A 23,528-nucleotide genomic window follows, 5' to 3' on the forward strand; every position below is an offset into this window, starting at 1 on the left:
CCGAACGGGTGAAAGCCCTCCCGGCCCGGGGCATCATGGAGGCGTGCGGATCACGGCTTGGTGGCGCGGCATCAGCCCGCGACGGCGGCTGCTCATGGGCGGCGTCGCCGTCGTCGTGGTGGCCGTGCTCGTCGCGGCCGTGCTCGCGACCACCGGCACCAGCGCCGCGCCGCGGGCCGGGACGCCCGACCAGGACAAGCCCGGGCCGGTCCTGCTCGTCCCCGGCTACGGCGGCGGCCAAGGTGCCCTCAACGAGCTCGCCGCCCGCATCCGGCAGGCCACCGGCCGGAGCACCGAAGTCCTCACCCTGGCCGGCGACGGCACCGGTGACCTGGTCGAACAGGCCGGCGTCCTGGCCGAAGCCGTCGAGAACGCGTACGCGCGCGGAGCGCCTTCAGTCGACGTCATCGGCTACTCGGCCGGCGGCGTCGTGGCCCGGCTGTGGGTCAGCCGGGACGGCGGCGACCACCAGGCCCGCCGGGTGATCACGCTGGGCGCGCCGATGCACGGCACCGGGCTCGCCGCGGCCGGCGGCGCGCTCGTCCCGGGCGCCTGCCCGACCGCGTGCGTCCAGCTGGCCCCCGGCAGCACGCTGATGCGGGAGCTGGCGAAGGAACCCATCCCGGCGACCCTGCCGTGGCTCTCGGTCTGGACCGAACGCGACGAGACGGTCACCCCGCCGGAGTCCGCTCGGCTCGACGGCGCCGTCAACGTCGCCCTCCAGCAGGTCTGCCCCGGCAACCAGGCCGGCCACGGCGACCTCCCCACCGACCCCGCCGTCACCGAGCTCGTCCTCCAGGCCCTCGGCACCAGCCCGCTCGAAGCGCCGGCGGAGTGCCTCAGCTCGTGACGTCCTTGGTCGCGAAGTTCGCCCACGCGGCCCCGAAGAACACGACGATGTAGCCGGCCTGCAGCAGCAGTCCGTGGTCGATGTTGCGCCACAGCACGGGATCTCGGAAGAAGTCGATCCAGGACAGCCAATAGTGCGTCGGCAGATAGGGTTTCACGGACGCGGCCGCGTCCAGCGTTTCCAGGACCGAACTGGTGATCAGCACCGCCAGCCCGCCGAGCGCGGCGCCCAGGGCCGAGTCGCTCACCGTCGACAGGAACACCGTGATGGCGGCGAACCCGAGCATTGACACCACGATGTAGGAAACCGCGCCCAGCAGCCGCAGACCGAGCCCGGACGAGCTGAGCGACTGCCCCGACAACGACGTCACGCCGGTCGGCTGCCCGCCCGGCCCGGCGACCCCCGGCGTCCCGCCGGTGCCGAACAGGATCACCCCGAGCACGAGCGACGTCAGCACGACGATCACGATCGCCGCGGTCACGTACACCGCGAGCGCGACCATCTTGGCGGCGAGCAGCCGCGTCCGGCCGACCGGGCGGACCAGCAGGTACCGCAGGGTGCCGGTCGACGCCTCGCCCGCGATCGAGTCGCCCGCGGTGACGGCGACGGCGATCGGCAGGAACAGCGGCAGCACTAGCGCGAGCGCGGCCGCCGGGAACAGCGCGCCGTCACTCACCACCGCCGAGAGGAACGCCCCGCCCTGCCCGGGAGGCGGCGCGAAGTCGGCCGTCGCCAGGAAGACGCCGACGATCGCGGGCAGCAGGCAGAGCAGCGCCACGCTGACCCACACCCGCGGCCGCAGCGCGAGCTTCCGCAGCTCGACGGCGATCATCCGGCGGCCCCGAACCGGTCCGAACCCGGACCCGTCACGTCGAGGACGACCTGTTCGAGCGTCCGCTGCTCGGCGTGGATCGACGTCACGCGCACCCCCGCTTCGACGAGCATCGCGTTCAGCGCGGCCGGGTCGCCGTGCCGGATGACCAGGCGGTCGCCGTCACGGGACTCGAGCTGCCCGTCGAGGACCGCGACCGCCGCGGCGGCGTCCGGCGTGCCGAGGAGGATCCGCCCGGTCGCCGCCCGCAGCGTCGACAAGTCGTCTTCCAGCACGAGCCGGCCGCGGTCGACGACGCCGACGCGCGTGCAGAGCTGCTCGACCTCCGCCAGCAGGTGGCTGGACAGGAACACCGTGGTGCCACCCGCGTTCAGCGCGACGAGCAGCTCCCGGATCTCCTTGATGCCCTGCGGGTCGAGGCCGTTGGTCGGCTCGTCGAGGATCAGCAGCCGGGGCTTGCGCAGCAGCGCACCGGCCAGCCCGAGGCGCTGCCGCATGCCGAGCGAGTACGCCTTCACCGGCCGCTGGTCCACCGCGCCGAGCCCGACCTGCTCCAGTGCGTCGTCGATCCTTCGCCGCCGCGTGCGCCGCTCGCCCCCGCGCCCGGCGGCGTCGAGCAGCGCGAGGTTGCGGCGCCCGGACAGGTGCGGGTACGCGGCCGGTCCTTCGACGAGCGCGCCGACCTGCGGCAGCACCTCGGCGACGCGCTTCGGGACAGGCTTCCCGAGCACCTCGATCTCCCCGCTGGTCGCGTAGACCAGGCCGAGCAGCATCCGGACCAGGGTGGTCTTGCCCGAGCCGTTGGGGCCGAGGAAGCCGTAGCGGTCGCCTTCGCGGACCTCCAGACCGACGGCGTCGACCGCCAGGGTGGTGCCGTACCGCTTGGTCAGCGCGCGCGTGACGATCATCGGAAGCCCCGGCGCAGGGTGGACAGCTCGACCGCGACGGCCTTGAGCACGTCCGGCGTCACCGTGCCGGCCAGCAGGTAGGAGCGGCGGAAGGACGAAGCCCGGACGATCGCGAGCGACAACGGCGTGATCGACAGCTGGACGACGCTGCCCGCCGCCAGCGTGGTCTGCACCCCACCGGCCTTCCCGGCGGCGTCGCTCGCCGCGTTCCCGACCGCGCGCGGTACGGCGATGACCGCGAAGGACGCCAAGCCGCGGCCGTAGAGTGCGGCGCCTTCGATGCCGCCGAACGTCGACGACGCCACCGGGCGCCCGGCGAGCGTCGCCGGCAGCGGCACCTGGCCCAGCGCGCCGAGGGCGTTCGAGACGTCCGGGGCGCTCGCCACCGTGAACCCCGAGCCGAGCACCGGCCGCGGCGCTTCGACGACCGGCGTCGTCTGCTCGAGCTGCTGGAACTCCGTCACCAGGATCGGGGCCTGCTGCCCGCGGGCGGTGACCTCGACGCGCACCGGGAGGCCGGTGACCGGGTCCGCCCAGACGTCGACCCGCCCGATGGTCGTGTCCGGGTCGGCGGGGACGAGCCGCAGCCCGGAGGCGGCGACCCCGGCGACGTTCCGCCCCGGCAGCGCGCTCACCGGGTCACCCTTCGCGGCCTGAAGGATCCGGCGCGCGAGCTCGGGCGGCAGCAGGTCCCCGGCCCGCGGGAGCCGGACGCTCGGCTCGCCGACCAGCTCGGTCAGGGTGTTGTCGCCGTAGTCCCAGGTGTATTCGCCGTCGGGCAGCCGGTAGACGTCGTGTTCGCCGGCGGTACCGAGGATGTCGACGCGGTAGCGGTCGGGCCCGGCGTACCAGGCGCGCATCGGCGTCCGCATGGAGAAGAGCGCGGTGACGGGGGCGAGGTTCGGCAGCTCCGGCAGGGCGAGCGAACCGGCGCTTTCGGCGTACCCCTGGTACGGCCGCCCGGCGGACCCGAGCACGAGCTCGCGCAAGCGGACGGGATCGACCTGCTCCCCCGCCGGGGCGAGGGCGGCGACAACGGACGGCACGGAAACGAGCACCGCGGCCACGGCGGCGACGACCGCCCATCGGCGCCGCTTCGCGTGCCGCACCACCGAGGGCGTCATCCGGCATCACCTCTTCGTCCTTTGTACGCCATGGCACTGGCGACTCGAACGACTCAGGACCGCGCGACGGCCTCCCGCGACCGGCGGCCCCGCCAGGTCACGGCTCGGTCCGAAACGCCGCGTCCGCGTCCGTCGTCCGGTTATTCTCGGCTCAACCGAGCAGGGGGAGACCATGAGCACGACCGGTGAGGGAGCGTCCCGCAGCGACGCCGAGATGATGATCGCCGAGGCCAAGAAGGCCCTGTGGGTGATGGTGGGCCTGCTGGGCCTGCTCTGGCTGATCCAGCTGGTCAACGCCCCCACCGGCTACGACCTGAGCCAGGAGTTCGGCATCGAAGCGCGTGACCCGGGGTCGCTGCCGGAGATCTTCACCGCGCCGTTCCTGCACGGCAGCTGGGGCCACATCGAAGGCAACTCGGGGCCGCTGTTCGTGTTCGGCTTCCTCGCCGCCTACCGCGGGGTGAAGAAGTGGCTCGGGGTGAGCGTGCTGATCATCGTCGCCAGCGGGCTCGGCGTCTGGTTCATCTCGCCGTCGAACTCGGTCACGGTCGGCGCCAGCGGCCTGGTCTTCGGCTACTTCGGCTACATCATCGTGCGCGGGCTGTTCGACCGGCACCTGATCGACATCGTGCTCGGGCTGGTGATGGCCCTGTGCTTCGCCTACACGTTCGCGTCCCTGCTGCCGACCGTGGAGGGGGTCAGCTGGCAGGGCCACATGTTCGGCTTCATCGGCGGCATCGTCGGCGGCTGGCTGTTCCGCGACAAGCGGCCCAAGGCCGTCGGCGCCCCGGACCCGGCGACCGCCCTGCTGCCCAAGGACCTCATGTAGGCGCGGTCTCGCCGAAGCCGGCCACCGCCCGGACGAACTGCTCCGGGTCGAAGTCCATCGCCTGGTGGGCTTGGCCGCGCATCGGCACGACGTCGGCACCGGGGATGCGCTCCGCGACGGCGTCGGCCGCGAGCCGCAGGTACGCCGGGCTCTCCGTGCCGGCGAACAGCCGGACCGGGATCGCGATCCCACCCAGGCGCCCGTCGAACTCCACCCGCTCGACGACCTCCAGCTCGCGCGGGATCGTGTGGGCGGCGGCGACCCGGGCCGGCCAGACGGGGGTGCGGCGCATCGCCTCGACGTCCGCCGCGCTCAGCCGGAGTGCTTCCCGCAGGAAGATCTCCAGGACCTCCTCGGGTCCGCCCGCCGCCCGCATCCGGTCGCGCGCCTCCGGCCCGACGACGTGCGCGCCCGGCTCCGGCCGGGGCGGCTCGTAGGCCACGAGCCGCGTGACGGCGTCGGTCTTCCGGACGGCTTCCAGGGCGCACAAGGCACCGTAGGAGTGCGCGACGAGGTAGACGCCGTCTCCCGCGGCCTCCGCCACGGCCACGATGTCCTCGCCCTCCCGCTCGATCGCGTAGCCGGCCGCTTCGGCCCGGCTGAGGCCCCGGCCGCGCCGGTCGACGAGGTGGAGCCGGTAGTGCCGGGCGAGCCGCTCGCGGACGGCCGCCCAGCGCGTGTGGTCCGCGCCGGTGCCGTGGACGAGGACCATCGGCGGGCCGTCGCCCACCGTCTCGAACCCGATGACCGTGCCGTCGGGCGACCTGACCGAACTCGACATGGCCCCGACTCTAACGGCGTCTCGGGCGCGGAGAAGTCTGCTGTGAGGTCACTGTGCATCCGGTCCGTGGCACTGCGAACCCGGCTTCGTTGTGGTGCTCTGGAGTCGTGGCGATCAAGTTCCTGAGGCCCGCGCTCGCGGGTGTGGCGGCGGTGCTGGTGCTCGGCGCCGGCCTCGTCGCCGGCACGGGCACGACCGCCGACGACGCGTACGCCGCGGGCGCGCCGGTCAGCTCTCCGGCTCCGTCCATTCCGGCCGGTGCGCCGGCTCCGGCTCCGGCGAAAACCGTTTCCCCGGTGGGGGCGTTGTTCGCGAACGGAAGCCATTTCTGCACGGCGAGCGTCGTCCATTCCGAGTCCGGCGATCTGGTGCTGACCGCCGCGCACTGCGTCCAAGAAGGAATGTCCTTCGCCCCGGCTTATCACGACGGCGTCGCCCCGCTGGGAATGTGGACGGTCACCGGAGTCGCCGTCGCGGACGGCTGGACGTCTTCGGCCGACCCGGATCTCGATTTCGCGTTCCTGACCGTTCAGCAACCGGGCAACACGGCTTCACTGGAAAGCCTGACCGGCGCGGACGTGCTCGGCACCGACCGCGGTTTCGCCCACACGATCACCCTCACGGGCTACCCCGACACCACCGATTCCCCCGTGGTGTGCACCGGCACCACCACGCGTTCCGACACCTACCAGCTGCGCGTCGCGTGCCCCGGTTTCCCGGACGGCACCAGCGGCGGCCCGTGGGTGACCGGCGGCGCGGTCGTCGGGGTCATCGGCGGCTACCAGCTCGGCGGCGACACCCCGGACGTCTCCTACAGCGCGTACTTCGACGACGACATCGCGAAGCTGTACGCCTCGGTCAACGGCTGAAAACGCGAACCGGGCCCGTGTCCCTGGCGGAGGACACGAGCCCGGTTCACCTCTCGCGAGCCCTCAGCAGGTCACGATGAGCCCGGTGAGCGCCGAGCACGTCTTCGACGCGCTGTCGTTGGCGCTGGTGGGATCGGTCGGCGAACTGGCCGTGCGCACCGCTGTCGTGGTGTACGAGCCGAGCGCCAGCAGGCCGCCGTTGACCGAGAACTTCGCCGTGGCCGAAGCGCCGGACGCCAGCGAAGCGACGTCACAGTTCAACGCCCGCGTAGTGCCCACGCGGGTGCAGCCGGTGGCGCTGCCGAACGACAGGCCCGACGCATACGTTGCCACGACCCGGATCCCGGTCGCGGTGGACGGGCCGTTGTTCGTCATGGTCAGCGTGTAGTCGATGCGGGCGCTCAGCCCGCCACGGCCGGTCGCGGCGAGCGCGACCTTGACGTCGGCGTTGGTCGCCGGGTTGCCGATCGTGATGACCGGGCCGTCGTAGGTGTCGAAGGAGTAGTTGTCACCGACGAACTGGTGCTGCAGCGTGAACTGGCCCGGCGCCGCGGTGTCCTTGACGCGCAAGGTCCACAGCGTGGTCTTCGTGCCGCCCGCCGCGAGGTCGCCGAACGCGGCGCGGTAGCTGCTGCCGAGCTGGAAGCAGCCGACCTCGGTCGTGTTGGTGCAGGAAACGATGTCGGCGATGTCGGTGATCGGCGTCGGCGAGCCGTAAAGGGCGGCCTTGGCGAAAGTAACCGTGAAATCGCGATCGTTGTGAACGGTTTCCGAGATGGTGAAAGTCTGTCCCGGGAGCACCGTCGTGGTGCTGACTTCGACAGAACTGGAGGGCACGTCCGCCTGCGCGGCGGGTGCCAGCGCGACGAACGCCGTGGCCAGTGCGGCCACCGAGGACAGGATCGTGGTTCTTCGCCAGCTTCGTTGCATAGTCGTGATCTCGCTGTTTCGGTCCGAGGAATACCGCTCTGACAGATGCTGCGTGGTCTTGGTGGACAGCCGACGCTGATCAGTCGTCGCAAAACCGGCATTCGTTACCGCCATCCGGACGCGCCGCGGCACGGCCGTCAGGACGGACGCCAGCGGCCGTTCATCTCACCCGGGCGCGGCGGCGGGCCGGGCAGCGCCCGGTCTTTTCCCGATTCCAGCCCCTCGACGAGCATCGCCAGGTACCGGCGGCGCAGCTCGGAGGTGCGCTCCGGGTCGTCGACGCGGATCGCCGCGCAGCACTCGAGGATCATCCCGATGTCTTCGGTGACGGCGTCTTCCCGGAGCCGTCCGGTCGCGCGCGCCCGCGCGAAGAGCGCCGCCGAAAGCTCGTTCGCGCGTCGCGCGTCGGCGCCCATCTCCTCGGTCGGGGTGAACGTGCCCGCGAGGTGGACGGTCAGCGAGTGGACGTCGGCGTCCACGACCCGGCCGAGGAAGCCGGTGAGCGCCGTCCAGCCGTCCGGCTCCTCGTCGGCGGCCTCGGCTTCGGCGATGAAGGTGCGGAGGCCGTCGTGGCAGAGCCGGCAGAGCAGGATCTCCTTGCTGGCGTACCGCCGGTAGAGGGCGCTGATGCCGACGCCCGCGCGCTCGGCGACCTGGGAGATCGGCGCCTTCGGGTCCGCGAGGAAGACGTGGCGGGCGGCGTCGAGGATCACGACGTTGTTGCGAGCGGCCTGGCCGGCACGGCCGGGCAGAGCTGTCTCGGTCTCGGACATGACCCGAGATTACCACTGGAACGGATCGTTCCGCTCTGGTACAGTTCGGAACGAAGCATTCCGTTCCACACTTTCGGGAGCCAGCCATGACCGTCCCCGCCCTGCACCCCTACCGCGTCGAGGTCCCCCAGTCCGCACTGGACGACCTGCGGGACCGTCTCCAGCGGGCGCTCTGGCCGGACGACCTGCCCGCCGAGTACGGCGTCACGAACGAGCGGGTCCGGGCGCTGGCCGAGCACTGGCTGGCGAAGTTCGACTGGCGGGCGTTCGAGGCGCGGCTCAACGCGTACCCGCAGTTCGTCACGGAGATCGACGGCGAGCGGATCCACTTCCTGCACGTCCGGTCGTCCCGCGCGGACGCGACACCGCTGGTGCTCACGCACGGCTGGCCGGGCTCGATCGCCGAGTACCTCGACGTCATCGGCCCGCTGACCGAGCCGGAGTCGGCCGAGGCGACGGCGTTCCACCTGGTGATCCCGTCGCTGCCGGGCTTCGGGTTCTCGGGCCCGACGCGGTCGGCGGGCTGGGGCACGCACCGCACGGCGGCGGCGTGGGCGGAGCTGATGAGCCGGCTGGGCTACGAGTCGTACGGCGCGGCGGGCAACGACGCGGGGTCGATGATCTCGCCGGAGATCGGGCGGCTGGCGCCGGAGAAGGTCGTCGGCGTGCACGTCACGCAGCTGTTCTCGTTCCCGTCCGGCGACCCGGCGGAGATGGCGGACCTGACCGAGGCCGACCAGGCCGCGCTGGCGCACCTGCAGTGGTTCTACGAGAACATGTTCTCCTTCAACACACTGCACAGCCAGCAGCCGCACACCCTCGCGTTCGCGCTCGCCGACTCCCCGCTGGCGCTGCTGGCGTGGAACGCGCAGCTGTTCGGCGAGCACCTCGACGCGGACTTCGTCCTCGCGAACGTGGCGCTGTACTGGCTGACCGGCACGGGCGGCTCGTCGATCCGCTTCTACTTCGAGGACGCGCAGCACACCCCGGCGCAGCCGTCTTCGCCGACGACGGTCCCGACGGCCCTGGCGATGTTCGCGGGCGACTTCCAGTCGATCCGCCGTTTCGCCGAGCGCGACCACGCGAACATCGTCCGCTGGAACGCCTACGACGCGAAGTCGGGAAGCGGCGGCCCCCGCGACGCGGCCGGCCACTACTCGGCGCACGAGGCCCCGGAGACCCTGGTGGCGGACATCCGCGCGTTCTTCGCGGGGCTGTCCTCGCCGTGGCCCCTGCTGACGGCGGCCCACGAGGCCTTGCGCTCGGCGGCGACGGGCGTGACGGACGGCGCGCTCCCGACCCCGTGCGCGGAGTGGACGGTGACCCAGGTCCTCCAGCACGCGGGCGGCGACCAGCAGGGCTACGCGGCAGCCATCACGGGAGAGCCGGGCCCGGACTTCAACCCGTTCGCGCCGTCGGGCGAGCTCGAGGACGTGCAGTCGTTCCTGGAGCCGAAACTGGCGGCGGCGGCAGCGGCGTTCGCGAAGGTGTCCCCGGACGCCACCGCGGTACCGACCCCGTTGCCGCAGGGCGCACTTCCGGCGGCGGTGGCCATGGGAGCGGCAGCCCTGGACGCGGCGATCCACGCATGGGACATCGCGATCGCGACGGGCCAGGAATCCCCGCTGACAGAGGAAATGGCGGCGGCGCTGCTGCCGGTGGCGAAGGAGCTGGCAGAGCCCCTGCGGGGGTTCGCGTACGCCCCGGCGTTGGAGGGCCCGGCCGACGACGACGCGGTATCGGAGCTCCTGCGCTACCTGGGCCGCGATCCGAAGTGGACGGCTTGAGGGCTGTTGCCTGGGGGTGGGTTTTGGGGGCTGGGCCGAGGAACCGCGAGGACGGTCCCTCGGCCCAGCCGTTTCCCTGCCCTTCCCGGTCGCAGCCCGGCCGCGGCCTTCTCGGCCGCGGCTTTCGCCCGCGACTCCCGGCTTTCCACCGCAGCTCCCGCCGGCGACTCGCGGGCTTCCGCTGCAGGCCCGCCCGCGACTCCCGGCTTTCCGCTGCCGCCCCCGGCCCTTCCAGCCTTCCCACCCTTATCCGGCCGCAGCTCTCGGCCAAGGGCTTTGGCCGCGGCTTCGGCTGTGGCTCTCACCCGCGACTCCCGGCTTTCCGCTGCCGCCCCGACCCTTCCTGGTCGCAGCCCGGCCACGGGCTTTGGCCGCGGCTTTCGCCCGCAACTCCCGCCCGACTCTCCACTTCCGCCCGCAACTCCCGGCCCCGGCTTTCCGCTGCGGCCCCGCCTCAACTACTGCCGGCGACTCGCGGGCTTCCGCTGCAGCCCCGCAACTCTCGCCTTTCCGCTGCAACCCCCGACCCTCCCTGGTCGCAGCCCGGCCGCGGGCTTTCGCCGGCAACTCCTGCCAGCGAACTGCGGGCTTCCGCTGCAGGCCCGCCCGCCACTCCCGGCTTTCGGCTGCAGCTCCCGCCCAACTCTCGGCTGCGGCGTTCGGTCTCGCCCTCGCACCAGCAGCCGCCGCTCCCCCAGGTCCACCCACCCACTCCGGCACCCGCGAAAACCCGTTGCTGCCCAACGGATCCCGAACCTACCCTGGGCGCCATGACGAACCGACCGTTCCGGTGGGACCTGGTGCGTCCCGACCAGGTCGGGACGCTCCTCGACGACACCGCGAAGCCGCACCTCTGGTTCCTCGACGACCTCACCACCTGCACCGCCAAGGTCCTGGCCCGCTGCGGTGACGGCGAACTCCACTTCGTCGGCCGCTCGCTCGACAGCATGCACGACCTCCTCGGCGGCGCCCTCGAACAGACGTCGTGGCGGGATCGGGTGCACCAGCTTCCGCTCTCCCTCAAGCCGCGCAACGGTTTCGGCCGCCGGGATGTCCGGCTGCTCCGGGACAACCTCGCCGCCGCCGGGGTCACTCCTCACGCTCTCGCCCGGGGAACTCGGCCGACCGTCTTCGTCGATCTCGTCTTCGAGGGCGATACCTTCACCGAGCTTTACATCCAGCTGCGGGACTGGATCGACGAGGAGCGCGAAGCCTGGCACGTCATCCGGCGCAAGCTGCGGTTCCTCGGCGTCACCCTCCGGCAGCCGATCCGGCCGGACGCCTGGCGGTGGCAGGAGGACGTCGCCTGGACGCGGGAGCTGCCCGCCGCCGCCGTTCGGAACGTCTCGCTCGCGCGGGACGTCTGGTTCTACTTCGGCAACAACCAGTGGAAGCTGACCCCATCGTTCCCGCGGCAGCGCTGGACCGATGAGACCGTCCGGACCCCCGACCACGGGAAGGCGACGCGCCGGGCGCTGGCCGAGGCCTTCGCGCTCGTCGATGCCGGCCGGTCCTCGGCGGTGCGTGACCAGCTCGTCCGGACGATCTCCGCCGAGCCCGCGATCGCCGGGCCGTGGCTGCGGGCGCTCGTCACCGAACTGCGCGCCTGACCCGTCCGGGTGGGTACCGTTATCGCATGAAGCGCAAGGAGGTCGCCGTGCGGCGGGAGGAGATCCTGCTCGCCGCGCTCGAGCAGGTCCGCCTCAGGGGCATCGCCGGGGTGCGGGCCGCCGACGTCGCCAAGGATCTCGGCGTCAGCACCGCGCTGGTCTTCTACCACTTCGGCACCCTCGAAGCCCTCATCATCGAGGCCTTCCGGCAGGCCGCCGAGCGCAACCTCGCCGTCCTGCGCGACGAGCTGGCGCGCCCCGGGCGGGTCGGCGACCGGCTTCGCGCCGTGCTCGTCCTCTACGGGCCGACCAAGCCCGGCGCCGGCTGGCACCTGTGGATCGAAGCCGGTGCCGCCGCCATGCGGGACGCCGACCTGCGCGACGTCGTCCAGCGGCTCGACCTGCGGTGGCGCGACGCCGTCGTCTCGCTCATCACCGAGGGCGTCGCCACCGGCGAGTTCCGGTGCCCGGACCCGCACGGCGCGGCGTGGCGGCTGACCGCCCTGCTCGACGGGCTCGCCGTGCAGTTCGTCGCCCGCCAGGACACCGTCACCGCGGCCGACTGCGCCCAGTGGGTCGACCAGGCCCTGGCCCACGAGCTGGGCCAGACCGCACCGGCGCCGGCCCGATGACCACGCCGGCGTTGCTCGAAGTGGCGTGGACCGACCCGGTCACCGGGTGCCGGGGCTACCTGGTGATCGACCGGCTGGTCCGCGGCGTGGCCAGCGGCGGCCTGCGGATGCGCCGCGGCTGCACACTCTTCGAGGTCCGCGGCCTCGCGCGGGGCATGACGCTCAAGGAAGGCCTCAACTACGACCCCGACGGCCGGTACGTCCCGCTCGGCGGCGCCAAGGGCGGCATCGACTTCGACCCGTACGATGAGCGCGCCCGCGACGTCGTCGCCCGCTTCCTGCACGCCATGCACCCGCTGATCGAGCGCTACTGGACCATGGGCGAGGACCTCGGCCTGCGCCAGGACGTCATCGACGGCGTCATCGCGGAGATCGGCCTGCTCAGCTCGGTCCAGGCGGTCTACCCGCTGCTCGAAGACCGGGACGCGGCGACCGAACGGCTCGAGGCCGCCTTCCGCATCGAGGTCGGCGGGCTGGGGCTCGACGAGCTGGTCGGCGGGCTCGGCGTCGCCCAGGCCACGCTCACCGGGCTCGAAGTGCTCGGGCTCGGCGGGCCGAACCGGGTCGTCGTCCAGGGGTTCGGCTCGATGGGCGGCGCCACCGCGCGGTTCCTCGCCGAGGCCGGCCTCCCGGTGGTCGGCGTCTCGGACGTGCGCGGAGTCGTCACCAACCCGGCCGGCCTCGACGTCGAGAACCTGCTGCGCCACCGCGACCGCTTCGGCGGCATCGACCGCGACCACCTCAAGCCGGGCGACGAGCTCCTCCCGCCCGAAGCGTGGCTCGACGTCCCGGCCGAGGTACTGGTGCCGGCCGCGATCTCGTACTGCGTCGACAGCGACAACCAGGCCAAGATCGGCGCGAAGCTCATCGTCGAGGCCGCGAACATGCCGGTGACGGCCGACGCCGAGGAGCTGCTCGCCGCCCGCGGCATCCGGGTGCTGCCGGACTTCGTGGCCAACTCGGCGACCAACTCCTGGTGGTGGTGGACGCTCTTCGGCGACGTCGCCGCGGACGCCGACGAGGCCTTCGCCAAGGTCAGGACGCGGATGCGCGACCTCGTGACCGGCATGGTCGAGCGGGCCACCCTCGACGGGCTCAGCCTCCGCGCCGCCGCCCTGCAGGTGTCGGAGAAGAACCTCGAAGCCATCCAGGCCCGCTTCGGGAACGAATCGACCCGGTAGGTAGTTGAACGCTCTATGAAACTCGGCATCTACAGCTTCGGCGACCGCGCCCCGGACCCGCGCACCGGCGACCAGCCGTCCGTCGCGCAGACGCTGGCCAACACCCTGGAACGCATCAAGCTCGCCGACGAGCTGGGCATCGGCTTCTACGGCCTCGGCGAGCACCACCTCGACCAGTACGCCATCTCCAGCCCCGGCACGGTCCTGGCCGCCGCGGCGAGCGTCACCAGCCGGATCACGCTGAGCTCGGCCGTGACGGTCCTGAGCACCGAAGACCCGGTCCGCGTCTACCAGCAGTTCACGACGCTCGACCAGCTCAGCCACGGCCGCGCCGAGCTGCTCGCCGGCCGCGGGTCGTTCACCGAGTCCTTCCCCCTGTTCGGGAACGACCTCGGCGACTACGACGAGCTGTTCGAGGAGAAGCTCGCCCTGCTGCTGCACATCGACCGCGAGGACCCGCTGACCTGGTCCGGCAAGTTCCGCCCGCCGCTGGAGAACGCGCGGATCCTGCCCCGCCCGTACGGCGACCACCTGCGCATCTCGGTCGGCACCGGCGGCAACCCCGAGTCGTCGATCCGGGCCGGGCTGCTGGGCCTGCCCGTCGTGTACGCCGTGATCGGCGGACGGCCCGAGCGCTTCGCCCCGCTCGTCGACCTTTACCGCCAGGCCGGCGAAGCTGGTGAACAGCAGGACCTCCACGTCACCATGAGCGCCATCGGCTTCATCGCCGAGAACTCGCAGGACGCCAAGGAGACCTTCTACCCGTACTGGCTCGAAACGATGAAGTACGGCGCGAAGGCCCGCGGCTGGGCCGTCCCGACCCGCGCCGAGTACGACCAGTACACCCACGGCGCGCAGGCGCTGTTCGTCGGCAGCCCGCAGGAGATCGCCGACCGGCTGATCACCGTCGGGAAGCTCACCGGCGCGGACCGCTACGCGCTGCAGATGGACTGGTCCGGCGTGCCGCACAAGAACGTCATGCGGGCCATCGAGCTCCTCGGCACCGAAGTCCTTCCGCTGGTCGAGAAGGAGTTCTAGACGTCGTTCCCGGCGATGAACCCGAACGTCATCGCCGGGCCGATGGTCGAGCCGGCACCGGCGTAGCTGTGGCCCATCACGGCCGCGCTGGCGTTGCCGGCGGCGTACAGGCCCGGGATCACCGAGCCGTCGGCCCGGAGCACGCGCGCCCGGGGGTCCGTGCGCATGCCGCCTTTCGTGCCAAGGTCGCCCGGCACGATCTTGAACGCGTAGAACGGCGGCGCCCACAGCGGCGCGAGGCAGGAGTTGGGCAGCACCAGCGGGTCGGTGTAGTAGTGGTCGTACGCGCTGGCGCCGCGCCGGAAGTCACTGTCCACTCCGGACCACGCGAAGCCGTTGAACCGGTCCACAGTGGACTTCAGCGCGGCCGGCGGCACGCCGATCGCCGAGCCGAGCGCCTGGATGCTCGACGCCTTGACGACCGCGCCCGCGGTGTACCAGGCGTCCGGCAGCGGCAGCAGCGGCAAGGTGTCGCGGAACAGGTACTTGTTCCGGTAGTTCTGGTCGACGACCAGCCACGCCGGGATGTCCGGCGCGGTCGGGTTCTTGTCGTACATCGTGTGCACGACGTCGCTGTAGGGCGCGGCTTCGTTGACGAACCGCTTCCCGGCCTGGTTGACGATCAGCCCGCCGGGCAGCGTCCGCTCGGCCAGGCAGAAGTACGGGTCACCGGGGATCGGGATGGCCGGGCCCCACCACGCGTCGTCCATCAGGTCGAGCGCCGCGCCGGCACGCTGCCCCGCGCGGTGGCCGTCGCCCGTGTTCTCCTTGGCCCCGACGGTCCAGGCGGTGCCGATCGGCTGCCGCTGGTACTGCGCGCGCATCGCGGCGTTGTGCTCGAACCCGCCGGAGCCGACGATCACGCCGCGTCGCGCGCGCACCAGCCCGCCGGGCGTGAGAACCCCCGTCACCGCGCCGTTTTCGACGTTCAGGTCGACGAGCGGGGTGTTCAGCAGCACCGGGACGTTCGCCTGCTGCAGCCCCACCCGCAGGCCCGCGGCGAGCGACTGTCCCATGGTGAGCGGCTTCTGCCCGGCGAGCGCGGCGGCCGTCCCGCGAGCGAGACAGGTGGCGGCGACGGCCGCGCCCTTCGCGTTGACCGCGGCCAGGTTCAGCCACTTGTAGTCGGCGCTGAACACGACGAGCCCCGGCGGCGTCGCGAGGTAGGCCGGGTTCAGGTTCGCGAGCTCGGCGCCGAGCAGGTTGCCGTCGAACTGGTCCGGCTCGATCGAGCGGCCGTTCGGCAGCCCGCCCGGCAGCTCCGGGTAGTAGTCGCTGTAGCCCTCCATCCACCGGAACCGCAGCGGGCTGTTCGCCATGACGAACGCGATCATCTGCGGGCCGTTGGCCAGGAACGCCTGCTGCCGCGCGGCCGGCACGTCCGGTCCGACGACGGCGGCGAGGTACTGCGCGGCCTTCGCCGGCGTGTCCGGCACCCCGGCGGCGAGCAGCACCGGGTTGTTCGGGATCCAGATGCCCGCGCCGGATCTCGCCGCGGACCCGCCGAACGTCGGCGCCTTCTCGAGCACGACGACGCTGAGCCCGCGCTTGGCCGCCGTCAGCGCGGCGGTCATCCCGGCCGCGCCGGAGCCGACCACGACGACGTCGTACTCCCCCACCAGCGGCGCCGCCCCGGCCGGCGCGGCGAAGAGCCCGGACGTCGCGGCGAGGCCCACGCCCGCCGCGGTGCCGCGCAGGATCTGGCGGCGGGTCAGGTCGGCATCCATGGCGCACTCCTCGCTCGCGGAACGGCGATGGTCATGGTGTCGGTCCACACCGGAAACTGGAACATGTTCTACACGCTTGGAGCAGCCGGGTAGACCAGTGGCCGCAACCCATGACGACATTCGCCGCACTCCGCCGACAAGTTGACGGCACCCTCATCTTCTGGATAACTTGAGAGAAGTCTCATTTTCCATCGAGGAGGATCCCTTGCCGAAAGTCATCGCCGTCCTGGGGGCCGGTCCGGGTCTCGGTCTGTCGATCGCCCGCCGTTTCGGCCGCGAAGGCTTCACCACCGCGCTGGTCTCACGCACCGACACCCGGCACGCCGGCTACCGGGAGTCCCTGGGCGGGACCACCCACACCTACGCGGCCGACGTGACCGACGCCGCGCAACTGGAAGCGGTTCTAGCGCGCATCACGGCCGAAGGCGGCGAGCTCGACACGGTCTACTTCGGCCCGGCGGACCTCGCCGGGCCCCGTCCCGTGCCCCTCCCAACAGCCGGCGCGGACACCGTGCGCGCGGCGTTCGACGCGATCGTCACCCCCGCCGCCCGGCTCGTCGACGCGGTGCTGCCGGGCATGCTCGAACGCGGATCCGGCGCGCTGCTCTTCGCCGGCGGCCTGAGCGGCAAGTACCCGATGCCGATGCTCGGCAGCCTGGCGCCGGCCTCGGCGGCGTTGCGCATGTACGTCCTGACGCTCAACGCGGCCCTGCGCGAAACGGGCGTCTACGCGGGAGCGCTGACGATCGGCGGCCTCATCGAGCGCGGCGACATCCACCGTGAGCTCACCAAGCAGGACCACGGTTTCGCGGCCGGCACCCTCGACCCGGACGACATCGCCGACACGGCGTGGTCGCTGTACGTCGAGCGCGGGGAGGCGGAAGCGGAGTTCAACGCCATGGCGGCGGTCTAGCCTGGGGATCATGTTCACCCCGGGGGATCGTCACCTGCTGCGCGACGCCTTGGTCGAGGCGGCCCGGTCGGACGAGCGCGTCACCGGCGCCGCGCTCACCGGCTCGGCCGCGCTCGACGCCGAAGACGCGTGGTCGGACATCGACCTCGCGTTCGCCGTCGCGGGCGAGCCCGGGCCGGTGCTCGCGGACTTCAGCGCACGGATGTACCGCGAACACGGTGCGGTGCACCACATGGACGTCGTGTTCGAGCGGACGGTGTTCCGCGTCTTCCTGCTGGCGGACACCTTGCAGGTCGACCTGGCGTTCTGGCCGGAGGCGGACTTCGGTGCGACCACGCCGAAGTTCCGGCTGCTGTTCGGGACGCCGCACGACCGCCCGCAGTCACCGCCCCCCGACGCACGGCGGCTGATCGACCTGGCCTGGCTGCACGCCCTGCACGCGCGGTCGAGCATCGAACGCGGCCGCGGCTGGCAGGCCGAGTACATGATCGGCCGCGTCCGGGAGTTCGCACTGGGTCTGGCCTGCCTGCGCCACGACGTCCCGGCGGTCGAAGGCCGGGGCCTGGACCAGCTGCCCGCCGGCGTCACCGCACCTTTCGAGGCCACCCTCGTCCGCGCGCTCGACGACGCCGGCCGGGCGTTCCACGCCGTCACCGAACTCCTCATCGGCGAGATCGAGCTGGTCGACACCGCCCTGGCTCAGCGCTTGGCGCCCGTGCTCCGCGAGCTGGCCAGGTAAGCGAGTTCCGGGTGCGCGGCGGCGTAGGCGTCGAGCAGCCGCCGCGCCACGGAGACCGAGTCGACCAGCGGGTGCAGCGCGAACGCCCGCAGCGCCGCCTCGCGCGAGCCCGTCGTCGCCGCTTCGATCGTCGCCCGCTCGACGGCCTTGACCGCCGTCACCAGGCCCAGCGCGTGATCGGGCAGCGGCTCGGTGGCGAGCGGCCGGGCACCGTTCGCGTCGACGACGCACGGCACTTCGACGACCGCGTCCGCCGGCACGCCCGGGAGCGCGGATCCGTTGCGGACGTTGAGGATCAGCGTCGTGCGCTCGCCGTACGCGATGGCCCGCATCAACGCCAGGGCGACCTTCTCGTAGCCGCCGCCTTCGAGATCGTCACGCTCGCCTTCGCGCGTCTCGGCCATGTACGTCGCCTCGCGCTCCAAGCGCGTGCGCTCCCAGGACGTCAGCGAGGGTTCGGCGTAGAAACCGCGTTGCTGCTCCAGCAACTGGGCACCGCGCGACTGGGAGGTCATCGCTTCGCGCGCGAAGTAGTAATAGTGCAGGTATTCGTTGGGCAGGGAACCGAGGGCACGCAGCCAGTCCGCGCCGAAGAGCTTGCCCTCCTCGAACGACTCCAGCGCGTCCGTGTCGGCGAGCAACCCCGGCAGGACGTCCTCGCCGCCGACGCGGACCGCGCGGAGCCAGCCGAGGTGGTTGAGGCCGGCGTAGTCGAACCACGCCGTCGCCGGGTCGATCCCGAGGGCGTGCGCGACGCGGCGGCACAGCCCCACCGGCGAGTCGCAGATGCCGAGCACCCGCTCGCCGAGGTGCGCGGCCATCGCCTCGGTGACCATCCCGGCGGGGTTGGTGAAGTTGATGACCCACGCTTCCGGCGCGAGATCTTTGATCTTCCGCGCGAGCTCGACGGCGACGGGGACGGTCCGCAGCCCGTAGGCGATCCCGCCCGCGCCGACGGTTTCCTGGCCCAGCACGCCTTCCTCGTACGCGATCTGCTCGTCGAGCCGGCGCCCGCGCAGCCCGCCGACCCGGATGGCGGAGAACACGAAGTCCACATCGGACAGTGCGTCGGCGAGGACGGTGGTGGTCCGCACCCGCGGCGCGTCCGGGACACCCGCCGCCTGCTCGGCGAGCACTCGTTCGATCGCCGCAAGCCGCCCGGGCTCGACGTCGTGCAGGACCAGCTCGCCGACCCCGCCGCCGGCCAGCAACGCACCGTGCACGAGCGGCACGCGGAACCCGCCGCCGCCCAGGATCGCGAGCCTCACCGCAGCACCTCGACACCCGCTTCACGCAGGGCCGAGCAGGTCGGCTCGTCGGCGCCCGGGCTCGTCACGACGACGTCGAGCGCGTCCGGGCCGCAGACCCGGGCCAGTCCGGTGCCGGGGAACTTGCCGGCGTCGGCGAGCAGCACCACGCGGTCGGCCGCGGCGACCATCGCGCGCTTGACCGGCACCTCGACCACCGTCGAGTCCATCACGTGGCCGTCGCAGCGGACGCCGCTCGTGCCGAGGAAGACCGTGCCCGCGTGCACCTGGCGCAGCGCGTCCTCGGTCAGGAAGCCGACCATCGAGTGGTAGCTGCGCCGGACCACGCCGCCGAGGAGGACGAGCTGGACGTCGTCGGCGTCCTTCAGCTCGTCGTAGACGGCGAGGCTGCTGGTGATCACCGTCAGCGCGCGGTCGCGCAGGTGCCGCGCCAGCCGGTGCGCGGTGGTGCCGATGTCGAGGAGCACGGTGTCGCCGTCGGCGACCAGCCGCGCCGCCCGCCGCGCGACGGCGTCCTTCTCGTCGGCCCGCTCGGCGGCCACGTGGGCGAACGGCTCGTCGTCAGCGGCCATGGCCCCGCCGTAGACGCGGGTCAGCCGGCCCTCGCGGTTGAGCTGCACCAGGTCCCGGCGCACCGTGGCCTGGCTGACGCCGAGCCGCTCGGCCAGCACGCCGACCGGCGCCGGGCCCTCCGCGCGGAGGGCCCGCAGGATCAGCTCGTGGCGACGCTGGGGCAGCATGCGGGGACGATAGCAGTCAAACTCGCTCACCCCGCGAACGAGTTTGAGCACACCTTGCGCATTCCGCGCAGGTGAAGCACGCTCGTGCGCATCCTCGATCCCGGGAGGCGCCCGTGCCGGCCGATTCCGTCCCCGACACCGATGTCTTCCTGTCCGGCCTGCTGTTCTTCGACCTGGTCTTCACCGGGCTCGAAGGGCCGCCGGAGCCGGGTACCGAGGTGTGGACGGGCGGCATGGGCTCGGGCCCGGGCGGCATCGCGAACTTCGCGGTGGCGCTGAGCCGGCTCGGCCTGCGGACGTCGCTGGCGGCGGCGTTCGGCACCGACGTCTACGGGCGCTACTGCTGGGACGTGCTTTCGCGGCAGGAGCACATCGACCTGTCGCGCTCGCGGCGGTTCCCGGAGTGGCACTCCCCCGTCACCGTCTCCCTCGCCTACGCCGGCGACCGCGCGATGGTCACGCACGGCCACCCGCCGCCCGTCCCGGTCGCCGAGCTGGCCGGCTCGCCGCCGTCGAGCCGCGCGACCGTCGCGCACATCGGCCTCGACACCGCCGACTGGGTCCACACCGCGCACCAGTCCGGCAGCCTCGTCTTCGCCGACGTCGGCTGGGACCCGTCGGAAGCGTGGTCGGCCGCGCTGCTGGAGCAGCTGGCGTGCTGCCACGCGTTCCTGCCCAACGACGTCGAAGCGATGCGCTACACCCGCACGGACACCCCGGAAGCGGCGCTGGCCCGGCTCGCCGACCTGGTCCCGGTCGCGGTGATCACCCGCGGCGCCGCGGGCGTGCTCGCCGTCGACAGCACGACGGGCGAGACGGCGGACGTCCCGGCACTGCCGGTCGACGTCCTCGACGCGACCGGCGCGGGCGACGTCTTCGGCGCCGGGTTCGTCGCCGCCACCCTGACCGGCTGGCCGCTGGCGGACCGGCTCCGGTTCGCGGGCCTCACGGCCGGCCTGTCGGTCCAGCACTTCGGCGGCGCGCTCGCCGCACCGGGCTGGCACGAGATCGCCGAGTGGCACGCGCGGAACCGGCGTCCGGACTACGCGTTCCTCGACGACGTCCTGCCCGCCGAAACGATCGCCGAGACGTCCCGCCGGGGCCCGGTGACCCTCGGCTTCGGCGAGGACAGCTGGCGCTGATGCACCCGCGCGCCGGCCGCTACACGGCGTCGGGACTGCGGACGTCGCTGCTGTCGGTGCCGGGCACGACCGGCGCCGAAGCGGTGGGGCTGCGGCCGATCGGCGAGGTGATGGGCTGCGTCGTGGCGCGACACGACGACGTGACATCGGGCCTGCGCCGCGGCTACGCGACGGCGCTGGACCGGCTGCGCGCGGAGGCGACGGCGCTGGGCGCGGACGGCGTGCTCGCGATCGGCTGCACGGTGACCCGGGTGAGCACGGCGGTCCACGAGTTCGTCGTCCTGGGCACGGCGGTGCGCGCGCTCCGCGGTGTCCGTCCGGCCCGGCCGTTCACGACGGGGCTGTCGGGTCCGGACGTGGCGAAGCTGATGCTGGCGGGCTGGGTCCCGGTGACGCTGGCGATCGGCATCGACGGCGCGACGGCGTTCGACATCGCCATGACGGACCGGCCGGGCTGCGAGGCGCCGGTGCCGACGTCGCTGGTGACCCGGGTCAGGGCGGCGGCCCGGGCGGAGTTCCTGGGGGCGGTGCTGGCCTCGGGCGCGGACGGCGGCCTGGTGACGTCGACGACGTTGCGCGCCTGGGCACTGGGCCACACGGGAGCGACCGCGGTGGCGAGCGTGTTCGGCACCGCCGTCGCGCAGTTCGGTGCGGGCCCGGCGCCGACGGTGTCGCTCCCGGTGCTCCCCGTCGACGGGAACCCGCCGCGCTGACCCGCGACCGGACCTTCCGGACATACCCCGGTGATCACGCCGCGCCCGCCGCCCGCCCGCGCGGATCCGTGCCACGATGGGGAGTGAGAGCCCGTCGAAGGAGGTCAGCCAGTGCCCGAATGGGACGGTCGTGGCCTGCCGCCCGTCGCGCGGGCCCGTGTCGAGCGCTACGCCGCGTCCGGGCTGAAGACGTCGCTGCTCAGCGTGCCCGGGGCGGTCGGCGCCGAAGTGGCCGGGTTCACGCCCGTCGGCGAGGTGATGGGCTGCGTCGTGCAGCAGGTCGGCTGGACCGGGCCGGCCGCGTGGGCCGGCGACCAGGTCAAGCTGCTGTCGGAAATGCTGCGCAAGGGCTACGCGACCGCGCTCGACCGGCTCGGGCAGGAGGCCACCGCACTCGGCGCCGACGGCGTCATCGGCATCAAGGTCACCATCACCGCGCTCGACGACGTGATGCAGGAGTTCACCGCACTCGGCACCGCGGTCCGCGCCGAGACCGGGCAGCGGCCGCGGCGCCTGTTCACCACCGACCTGCCGGGCCAGGACGTCGGCAAGCTGATGCAGGCCGGCTGGGTGCCGGTGCGGCTGGCGGTCGGCGTCGCCGGGCGCGCGCAGTTCGACTACAACATGCAGTACCAGGTCAACGTGCTGGCCGGGAACACCGAAGTCGACGCGCCGACGAAGGTCGTCACGGACGTCCGCGGCGCGGCGCGGGCCGAGTTCGCCCGCGCGATCCGCGACTCCGGCGCCGACGGCGGCATCGTCTCGGACATGACGCTGCGGACGTGGCCGGTGCAGGAGATCGCCGTGGCCGGCATCGCCACCGTGACCGGCACCGCGATCGCCCGCTTCCACACCGGGCGCGCCGCCCCGACCAGCGCGCTCAAGATCCTGCCGTTGAACCGTTCCTGAGGAGGCTTCGTGACCACCGCGGACCCCGCCGCGCAGCGCATCCCCGAGGATGCGATGCGCCGGCTCGCCGAGATGCGCCCTGGCCAGAAGACCAGCCTGTTCACGTCCGACCTGAGCGTCAACGAGTTCCTCCTCGTGCGCGAAGCCGGCTTCCGGCCGCTCGGGCTCGTGCTCGGCTCGAGCATCTACCACGTCGGGTTCCAGATGGGACGGTGGAGCAAGAACCAGGAGATGGACCGGCTTTCGCAGGCGATGTACCACGCCCGCGAGCTCGCGATGTCCCGGATGGAGGCGGAGGCGGACGTCCTCGGCGCCGACGGGATCGTCGCGGTCCGCCTGGAGATCGAGTTCAAGGAGTTCGGCAGCGACCTCGCCGAGTTCATCGCCGTCGGCACCGCGGTGAAGGCCGACGAGCCGGGCGAATGGCGCAACAACACCGGGAAGCCGTTCACCTCGGACCTGTCCGGGCAGGACTTCTGGACGCTGGTGCAGGCCGGTTACGCGCCGCTGGGCATGGTGATGGGCACGTGCGTCTACCACATCGCGCACCAGCGGTTCCGGCAGATGATGGGCAACATCGGCCAGAACGTCGAGATCCCGCAGTACACCGAGGCGTTGTACGACGCGCGCGAGCTCGCGATGTCGCGGATGCAGGCGGAAGCCGAGCAGCTGGAGGCGGAGGGCATCGTCGGGGTGCAGCTGCTGTCGCTGCCGCACCGCTGGGGCGGCCACACGACGGAGTTCTTCGCCATCGGCACGGCCGTGAAGCCGTTGCGCGCCGACCACCACATCGCCAAGCCGCAGCTCGTGCTGCCCCTGACCGACTGATGGGCGGCGAGCTGGACTTCCACCTGGTGGCGGCGGCCCTGCGCACGGACCGCGCGGACGTCGAGTCCTACCACCGGGTCCTGTCCGACACGCTGGGCAGTGCGCTGCCGCCGGGCATGGTCGAGGTCGACCGGCGGCGCACGTTCGCCGACCGCGTCGCGGGCCGCGACGGCCAGGCGGTCGCGGTGCGGGTCCGGACGCCGGACCGGGTTCTGGTGCTGAGCACGGGCAAGCACGGCGGCGTCGCGGCGGAGATCCACCAGGTCGTCCGGGGCGTGGTGATCAGCCGCAAGGAAACCGCGGTCGACGACTGGCTCGCGGCGCTGGCGCAGGAGCTGACGGCGTTGGCGTCGAAGGACGCGAGAGCGCGGGATGCGCTCTCGCGTCTCCTCGGCGGCTAGCCCC

At 72.5% G+C, this 23,528-nt stretch carries 24 protein-coding genes; 15 read left to right on the plus strand and 9 right to left on the minus strand.

Annotation, left to right across the window (positions count from 1 at the left end; genetic code table 11):
• Nucleotides 1-43 precede the first annotated feature (43 nt).
• Entirely contained in the window at nt 44-850 is an 807-nt protein-coding gene (locus tag ACZ7PG_RS46020; RefSeq protein ID WP_470245525.1) for an esterase/lipase family protein, read from the plus strand.
• Here ACZ7PG_RS46020 and ACZ7PG_RS46025 read toward each other — a convergent pair.
• From ACZ7PG_RS46025 to ACZ7PG_RS46035, 3 genes are read right to left on the minus strand one after another with little or no spacing between them, the layout of a single operon-like run.
• Nucleotides 840-1,682 (minus strand): ABC transporter permease, encoded by an 843-nt coding sequence (locus tag ACZ7PG_RS46025; RefSeq protein WP_470245526.1) that lies wholly within the window; start codon nt 1,680-1,682, stop codon nt 840-842. The genes ACZ7PG_RS46020 and ACZ7PG_RS46025 overlap by 11 nt on opposite strands.
• Nucleotides 1,679-2,590: an ABC transporter ATP-binding protein gene (locus tag ACZ7PG_RS46030; protein WP_470245527.1), complete on the minus strand. Its 912-nt coding sequence runs from the start codon at nt 2,588-2,590 to the stop codon at nt 1,679-1,681. Before ACZ7PG_RS46030 ends, ACZ7PG_RS46025 begins: the two co-directional genes overlap by 4 nt.
• On the minus strand, nt 2,587-3,714 hold the full coding sequence (locus ACZ7PG_RS46035; RefSeq protein WP_470245528.1) for a hypothetical protein: 1,128 nt from the start codon (nt 3,712-3,714) through the stop codon (nt 2,587-2,589). Before ACZ7PG_RS46035 ends, ACZ7PG_RS46030 begins: the two co-directional genes overlap by 4 nt.
• Nucleotides 3,715-3,886: 172 nt before the next feature.
• Here ACZ7PG_RS46035 and ACZ7PG_RS46040 point away from each other — a divergent pair, with 172 nt between their 5' ends.
• Nucleotides 3,887-4,543: a rhomboid family intramembrane serine protease gene (locus ACZ7PG_RS46040; RefSeq protein ID WP_470245529.1), complete on the plus strand. Its 657-nt coding sequence runs from the start codon at nt 3,887-3,889 to the stop codon at nt 4,541-4,543.
• Here ACZ7PG_RS46040 and ACZ7PG_RS46045 read toward each other — a convergent pair.
• Entirely contained in the window at nt 4,536-5,324 is a 789-nt protein-coding gene (locus ACZ7PG_RS46045; protein ID WP_470245530.1) for an alpha/beta fold hydrolase, read from the minus strand. The two genes, ACZ7PG_RS46040 and ACZ7PG_RS46045, sit on opposite strands and share 8 nt — an antisense overlap.
• Before the next feature lie 107 nt (nt 5,325-5,431).
• Here ACZ7PG_RS46045 and ACZ7PG_RS46050 point away from each other — a divergent pair, with 107 nt between their 5' ends.
• Nucleotides 5,432-6,193, plus strand: coding sequence for a trypsin-like serine peptidase (locus ACZ7PG_RS46050; RefSeq protein ID WP_470245531.1), 762 nt, complete (start codon nt 5,432-5,434; stop codon nt 6,191-6,193).
• 63 nt (nt 6,194-6,256) lie between these two features.
• On the opposite strand, the gene ACZ7PG_RS46055 is transcribed toward ACZ7PG_RS46050, so the two are convergent.
• Both ACZ7PG_RS46055 and ACZ7PG_RS46060 read right to left on the minus strand, forming a co-directional pair.
• On the minus strand, nt 6,257-7,084 hold the full coding sequence (locus ACZ7PG_RS46055; protein WP_470245532.1) for a hypothetical protein: 828 nt from the start codon (nt 7,082-7,084) through the stop codon (nt 6,257-6,259).
• Nucleotides 7,085-7,260: 176 nt separating this feature from the next.
• Entirely contained in the window at nt 7,261-7,896 is a 636-nt protein-coding gene (locus ACZ7PG_RS46060; protein WP_470245533.1) for a TetR/AcrR family transcriptional regulator, read from the minus strand.
• 86 nt (nt 7,897-7,982) lie between these two features.
• Here ACZ7PG_RS46060 and ACZ7PG_RS46065 point away from each other — a divergent pair, with 86 nt between their 5' ends.
• The 5 genes from ACZ7PG_RS46065 (at nt 7,983) to ACZ7PG_RS46085 (ending at nt 14,144) form a co-directional block, all read left to right on the plus strand.
• The gene (locus ACZ7PG_RS46065; protein WP_470245534.1) at nt 7,983-9,683 is read left to right on the plus strand and encodes a TIGR03086 family metal-binding protein; all 1,701 of its coding nucleotides are present in this window, start codon (nt 7,983-7,985) and stop codon (nt 9,681-9,683) included.
• Nucleotides 9,684-10,453: 770 nt separating this feature from the next.
• Nucleotides 10,454-11,293, plus strand: coding sequence for a hypothetical protein (locus ACZ7PG_RS46070; RefSeq protein ID WP_470245535.1), 840 nt, complete (start codon nt 10,454-10,456; stop codon nt 11,291-11,293).
• Between the two features lie 26 nt (nt 11,294-11,319).
• A complete protein-coding gene (locus ACZ7PG_RS46075) occupies nt 11,320-11,925 on the plus strand; it encodes a TetR/AcrR family transcriptional regulator (RefSeq protein ID WP_470245536.1) in 606 nt (201 codons plus the stop codon).
• On the plus strand, nt 11,922-13,106 hold the full coding sequence (locus ACZ7PG_RS46080; protein ID WP_470245537.1) for a Glu/Leu/Phe/Val dehydrogenase dimerization domain-containing protein: 1,185 nt from the start codon (nt 11,922-11,924) through the stop codon (nt 13,104-13,106). Before ACZ7PG_RS46075 ends, ACZ7PG_RS46080 begins: the two co-directional genes overlap by 4 nt.
• A 15-nt stretch (nt 13,107-13,121) precedes the next feature.
• The gene (locus ACZ7PG_RS46085; RefSeq protein WP_470245538.1) at nt 13,122-14,144 is read left to right on the plus strand and encodes an LLM class flavin-dependent oxidoreductase; all 1,023 of its coding nucleotides are present in this window, start codon (nt 13,122-13,124) and stop codon (nt 14,142-14,144) included.
• Here ACZ7PG_RS46085 and kstD read toward each other — a convergent pair.
• On the minus strand, nt 14,141-15,871 hold the full coding sequence (gene kstD / locus ACZ7PG_RS46090) for a 3-oxosteroid 1-dehydrogenase (RefSeq protein ID WP_470245539.1): 1,731 nt from the start codon (nt 15,869-15,871) through the stop codon (nt 14,141-14,143). The two genes, ACZ7PG_RS46085 and kstD, sit on opposite strands and share 4 nt — an antisense overlap.
• 205 nt (nt 15,872-16,076) lie before the next feature.
• Between kstD and ACZ7PG_RS46095 the strand changes: the two genes are divergently transcribed.
• Together ACZ7PG_RS46095 and ACZ7PG_RS46100 are read left to right on the plus strand one after the other, a co-directional pair.
• Nucleotides 16,077-16,784 carry an SDR family oxidoreductase gene (locus ACZ7PG_RS46095; RefSeq protein WP_470245540.1) on the plus strand — a complete coding sequence of 236 codons (708 nt, stop codon included), beginning with the start codon at nt 16,077-16,079 and terminating at the stop codon, nt 16,782-16,784.
• A gap of 10 nt (nt 16,785-16,794) precedes the next feature.
• Nucleotides 16,795-17,523 carry a nucleotidyltransferase domain-containing protein gene (locus tag ACZ7PG_RS46100; protein WP_470245541.1) on the plus strand — a complete coding sequence of 243 codons (729 nt, stop codon included), beginning with the start codon at nt 16,795-16,797 and terminating at the stop codon, nt 17,521-17,523.
• On the opposite strand, the gene ACZ7PG_RS46105 is transcribed toward ACZ7PG_RS46100, so the two are convergent.
• Nucleotides 17,484-18,791 (minus strand): 6-phospho-beta-glucosidase, encoded by a 1,308-nt coding sequence (locus ACZ7PG_RS46105; RefSeq protein WP_470245542.1) that lies wholly within the window; start codon nt 18,789-18,791, stop codon nt 17,484-17,486. The genes ACZ7PG_RS46100 and ACZ7PG_RS46105 overlap by 40 nt on opposite strands.
• Nucleotides 18,788-19,531 carry a DeoR/GlpR family DNA-binding transcription regulator gene (locus tag ACZ7PG_RS46110; protein WP_470245543.1) on the minus strand — a complete coding sequence of 248 codons (744 nt, stop codon included), beginning with the start codon at nt 19,529-19,531 and terminating at the stop codon, nt 18,788-18,790. Before ACZ7PG_RS46110 ends, ACZ7PG_RS46105 begins: the two co-directional genes overlap by 4 nt.
• A gap of 113 nt (nt 19,532-19,644) precedes the next feature.
• Here ACZ7PG_RS46110 and ACZ7PG_RS46115 point away from each other — a divergent pair, with 113 nt between their 5' ends.
• The 5 genes from ACZ7PG_RS46115 to ACZ7PG_RS46135 all read left to right on the plus strand — a co-directional run bounded on the left by ACZ7PG_RS46115 (nt 19,645) and on the right by ACZ7PG_RS46135 (nt 23,524).
• Nucleotides 19,645-20,673: a carbohydrate kinase family protein gene (locus ACZ7PG_RS46115; protein WP_470245544.1), complete on the plus strand. Its 1,029-nt coding sequence runs from the start codon at nt 19,645-19,647 to the stop codon at nt 20,671-20,673.
• Nucleotides 20,673-21,386, plus strand: a complete 714-nt coding sequence (locus ACZ7PG_RS46120) for a heavy metal-binding domain-containing protein (RefSeq protein WP_470245545.1) — start codon at nt 20,673-20,675, stop codon at nt 21,384-21,386. Before ACZ7PG_RS46115 ends, ACZ7PG_RS46120 begins: the two co-directional genes overlap by 1 nt.
• A gap of 111 nt (nt 21,387-21,497) precedes the next feature.
• Nucleotides 21,498-22,295 (plus strand): heavy metal-binding domain-containing protein, encoded by a 798-nt coding sequence (locus tag ACZ7PG_RS46125; protein WP_470245546.1) that lies wholly within the window; start codon nt 21,498-21,500, stop codon nt 22,293-22,295.
• Nucleotides 22,296-22,304: 9 nt separating this feature from the next.
• Complete coding sequence (locus ACZ7PG_RS46130) at nt 22,305-23,123, plus strand: heavy metal-binding domain-containing protein (RefSeq protein ID WP_470245547.1); 819 nt, start codon at nt 22,305-22,307, stop codon at nt 23,121-23,123.
• Nucleotides 23,123-23,524: a hypothetical protein gene (locus ACZ7PG_RS46135; protein WP_470245548.1), complete on the plus strand. Its 402-nt coding sequence runs from the start codon at nt 23,123-23,125 to the stop codon at nt 23,522-23,524. Before ACZ7PG_RS46130 ends, ACZ7PG_RS46135 begins: the two co-directional genes overlap by 1 nt.
• The last annotated feature ends 4 nt before the right edge of the window (nt 23,525-23,528 follow it).

Source organism: Amycolatopsis sp. NPDC114504, assembly GCF_055633595.1.

Coding starts and splice junctions, on each gene's coding strand:
- ACZ7PG_RS46025 (WP_470245526.1), bottom strand. CDS start 1,682: ATGATCGCCGTCGAGCTGCGGAAGCTCGCGCTGCGGCCGCGGGTGTGG.
- ACZ7PG_RS46030 (WP_470245527.1), bottom strand. CDS start 2,590: ATGATCGTCACGCGCGCGCTGACCAAGCGGTACGGCACCACCCTGGCG.
- ACZ7PG_RS46035 (WP_470245528.1), bottom strand. CDS start 3,714: ATGACGCCCTCGGTGGTGCGGCACGCGAAGCGGCGCCGATGGGCGGTC.
- ACZ7PG_RS46040 (WP_470245529.1), top strand. CDS start 3,887: ATGAGCACGACCGGTGAGGGAGCGTCCCGCAGCGACGCCGAGATGATG.
- ACZ7PG_RS46045 (WP_470245530.1), bottom strand. CDS start 5,324: ATGTCGAGTTCGGTCAGGTCGCCCGACGGCACGGTCATCGGGTTCGAG.
- ACZ7PG_RS46060 (WP_470245533.1), bottom strand. CDS start 7,896: ATGTCCGAGACCGAGACAGCTCTGCCCGGCCGTGCCGGCCAGGCCGCT.
- ACZ7PG_RS46065 (WP_470245534.1), top strand. CDS start 7,983: ATGACCGTCCCCGCCCTGCACCCCTACCGCGTCGAGGTCCCCCAGTCC.
- ACZ7PG_RS46070 (WP_470245535.1), top strand. CDS start 10,454: ATGACGAACCGACCGTTCCGGTGGGACCTGGTGCGTCCCGACCAGGTC.
- ACZ7PG_RS46075 (WP_470245536.1), top strand. CDS start 11,320: ATGAAGCGCAAGGAGGTCGCCGTGCGGCGGGAGGAGATCCTGCTCGCC.
- ACZ7PG_RS46080 (WP_470245537.1), top strand. CDS start 11,922: ATGACCACGCCGGCGTTGCTCGAAGTGGCGTGGACCGACCCGGTCACC.
- ACZ7PG_RS46085 (WP_470245538.1), top strand. CDS start 13,122: ATGAAACTCGGCATCTACAGCTTCGGCGACCGCGCCCCGGACCCGCGC.
- kstD (WP_470245539.1), bottom strand. CDS start 15,871: ATGGATGCCGACCTGACCCGCCGCCAGATCCTGCGCGGCACCGCGGCG.
- ACZ7PG_RS46100 (WP_470245541.1), top strand. CDS start 16,795: ATGTTCACCCCGGGGGATCGTCACCTGCTGCGCGACGCCTTGGTCGAG.
- ACZ7PG_RS46110 (WP_470245543.1), bottom strand. CDS start 19,531: ATGCTGCCCCAGCGTCGCCACGAGCTGATCCTGCGGGCCCTCCGCGCG.
- ACZ7PG_RS46120 (WP_470245545.1), top strand. CDS start 20,673: ATGCACCCGCGCGCCGGCCGCTACACGGCGTCGGGACTGCGGACGTCG.
- ACZ7PG_RS46135 (WP_470245548.1), top strand. CDS start 23,123: ATGGGCGGCGAGCTGGACTTCCACCTGGTGGCGGCGGCCCTGCGCACG.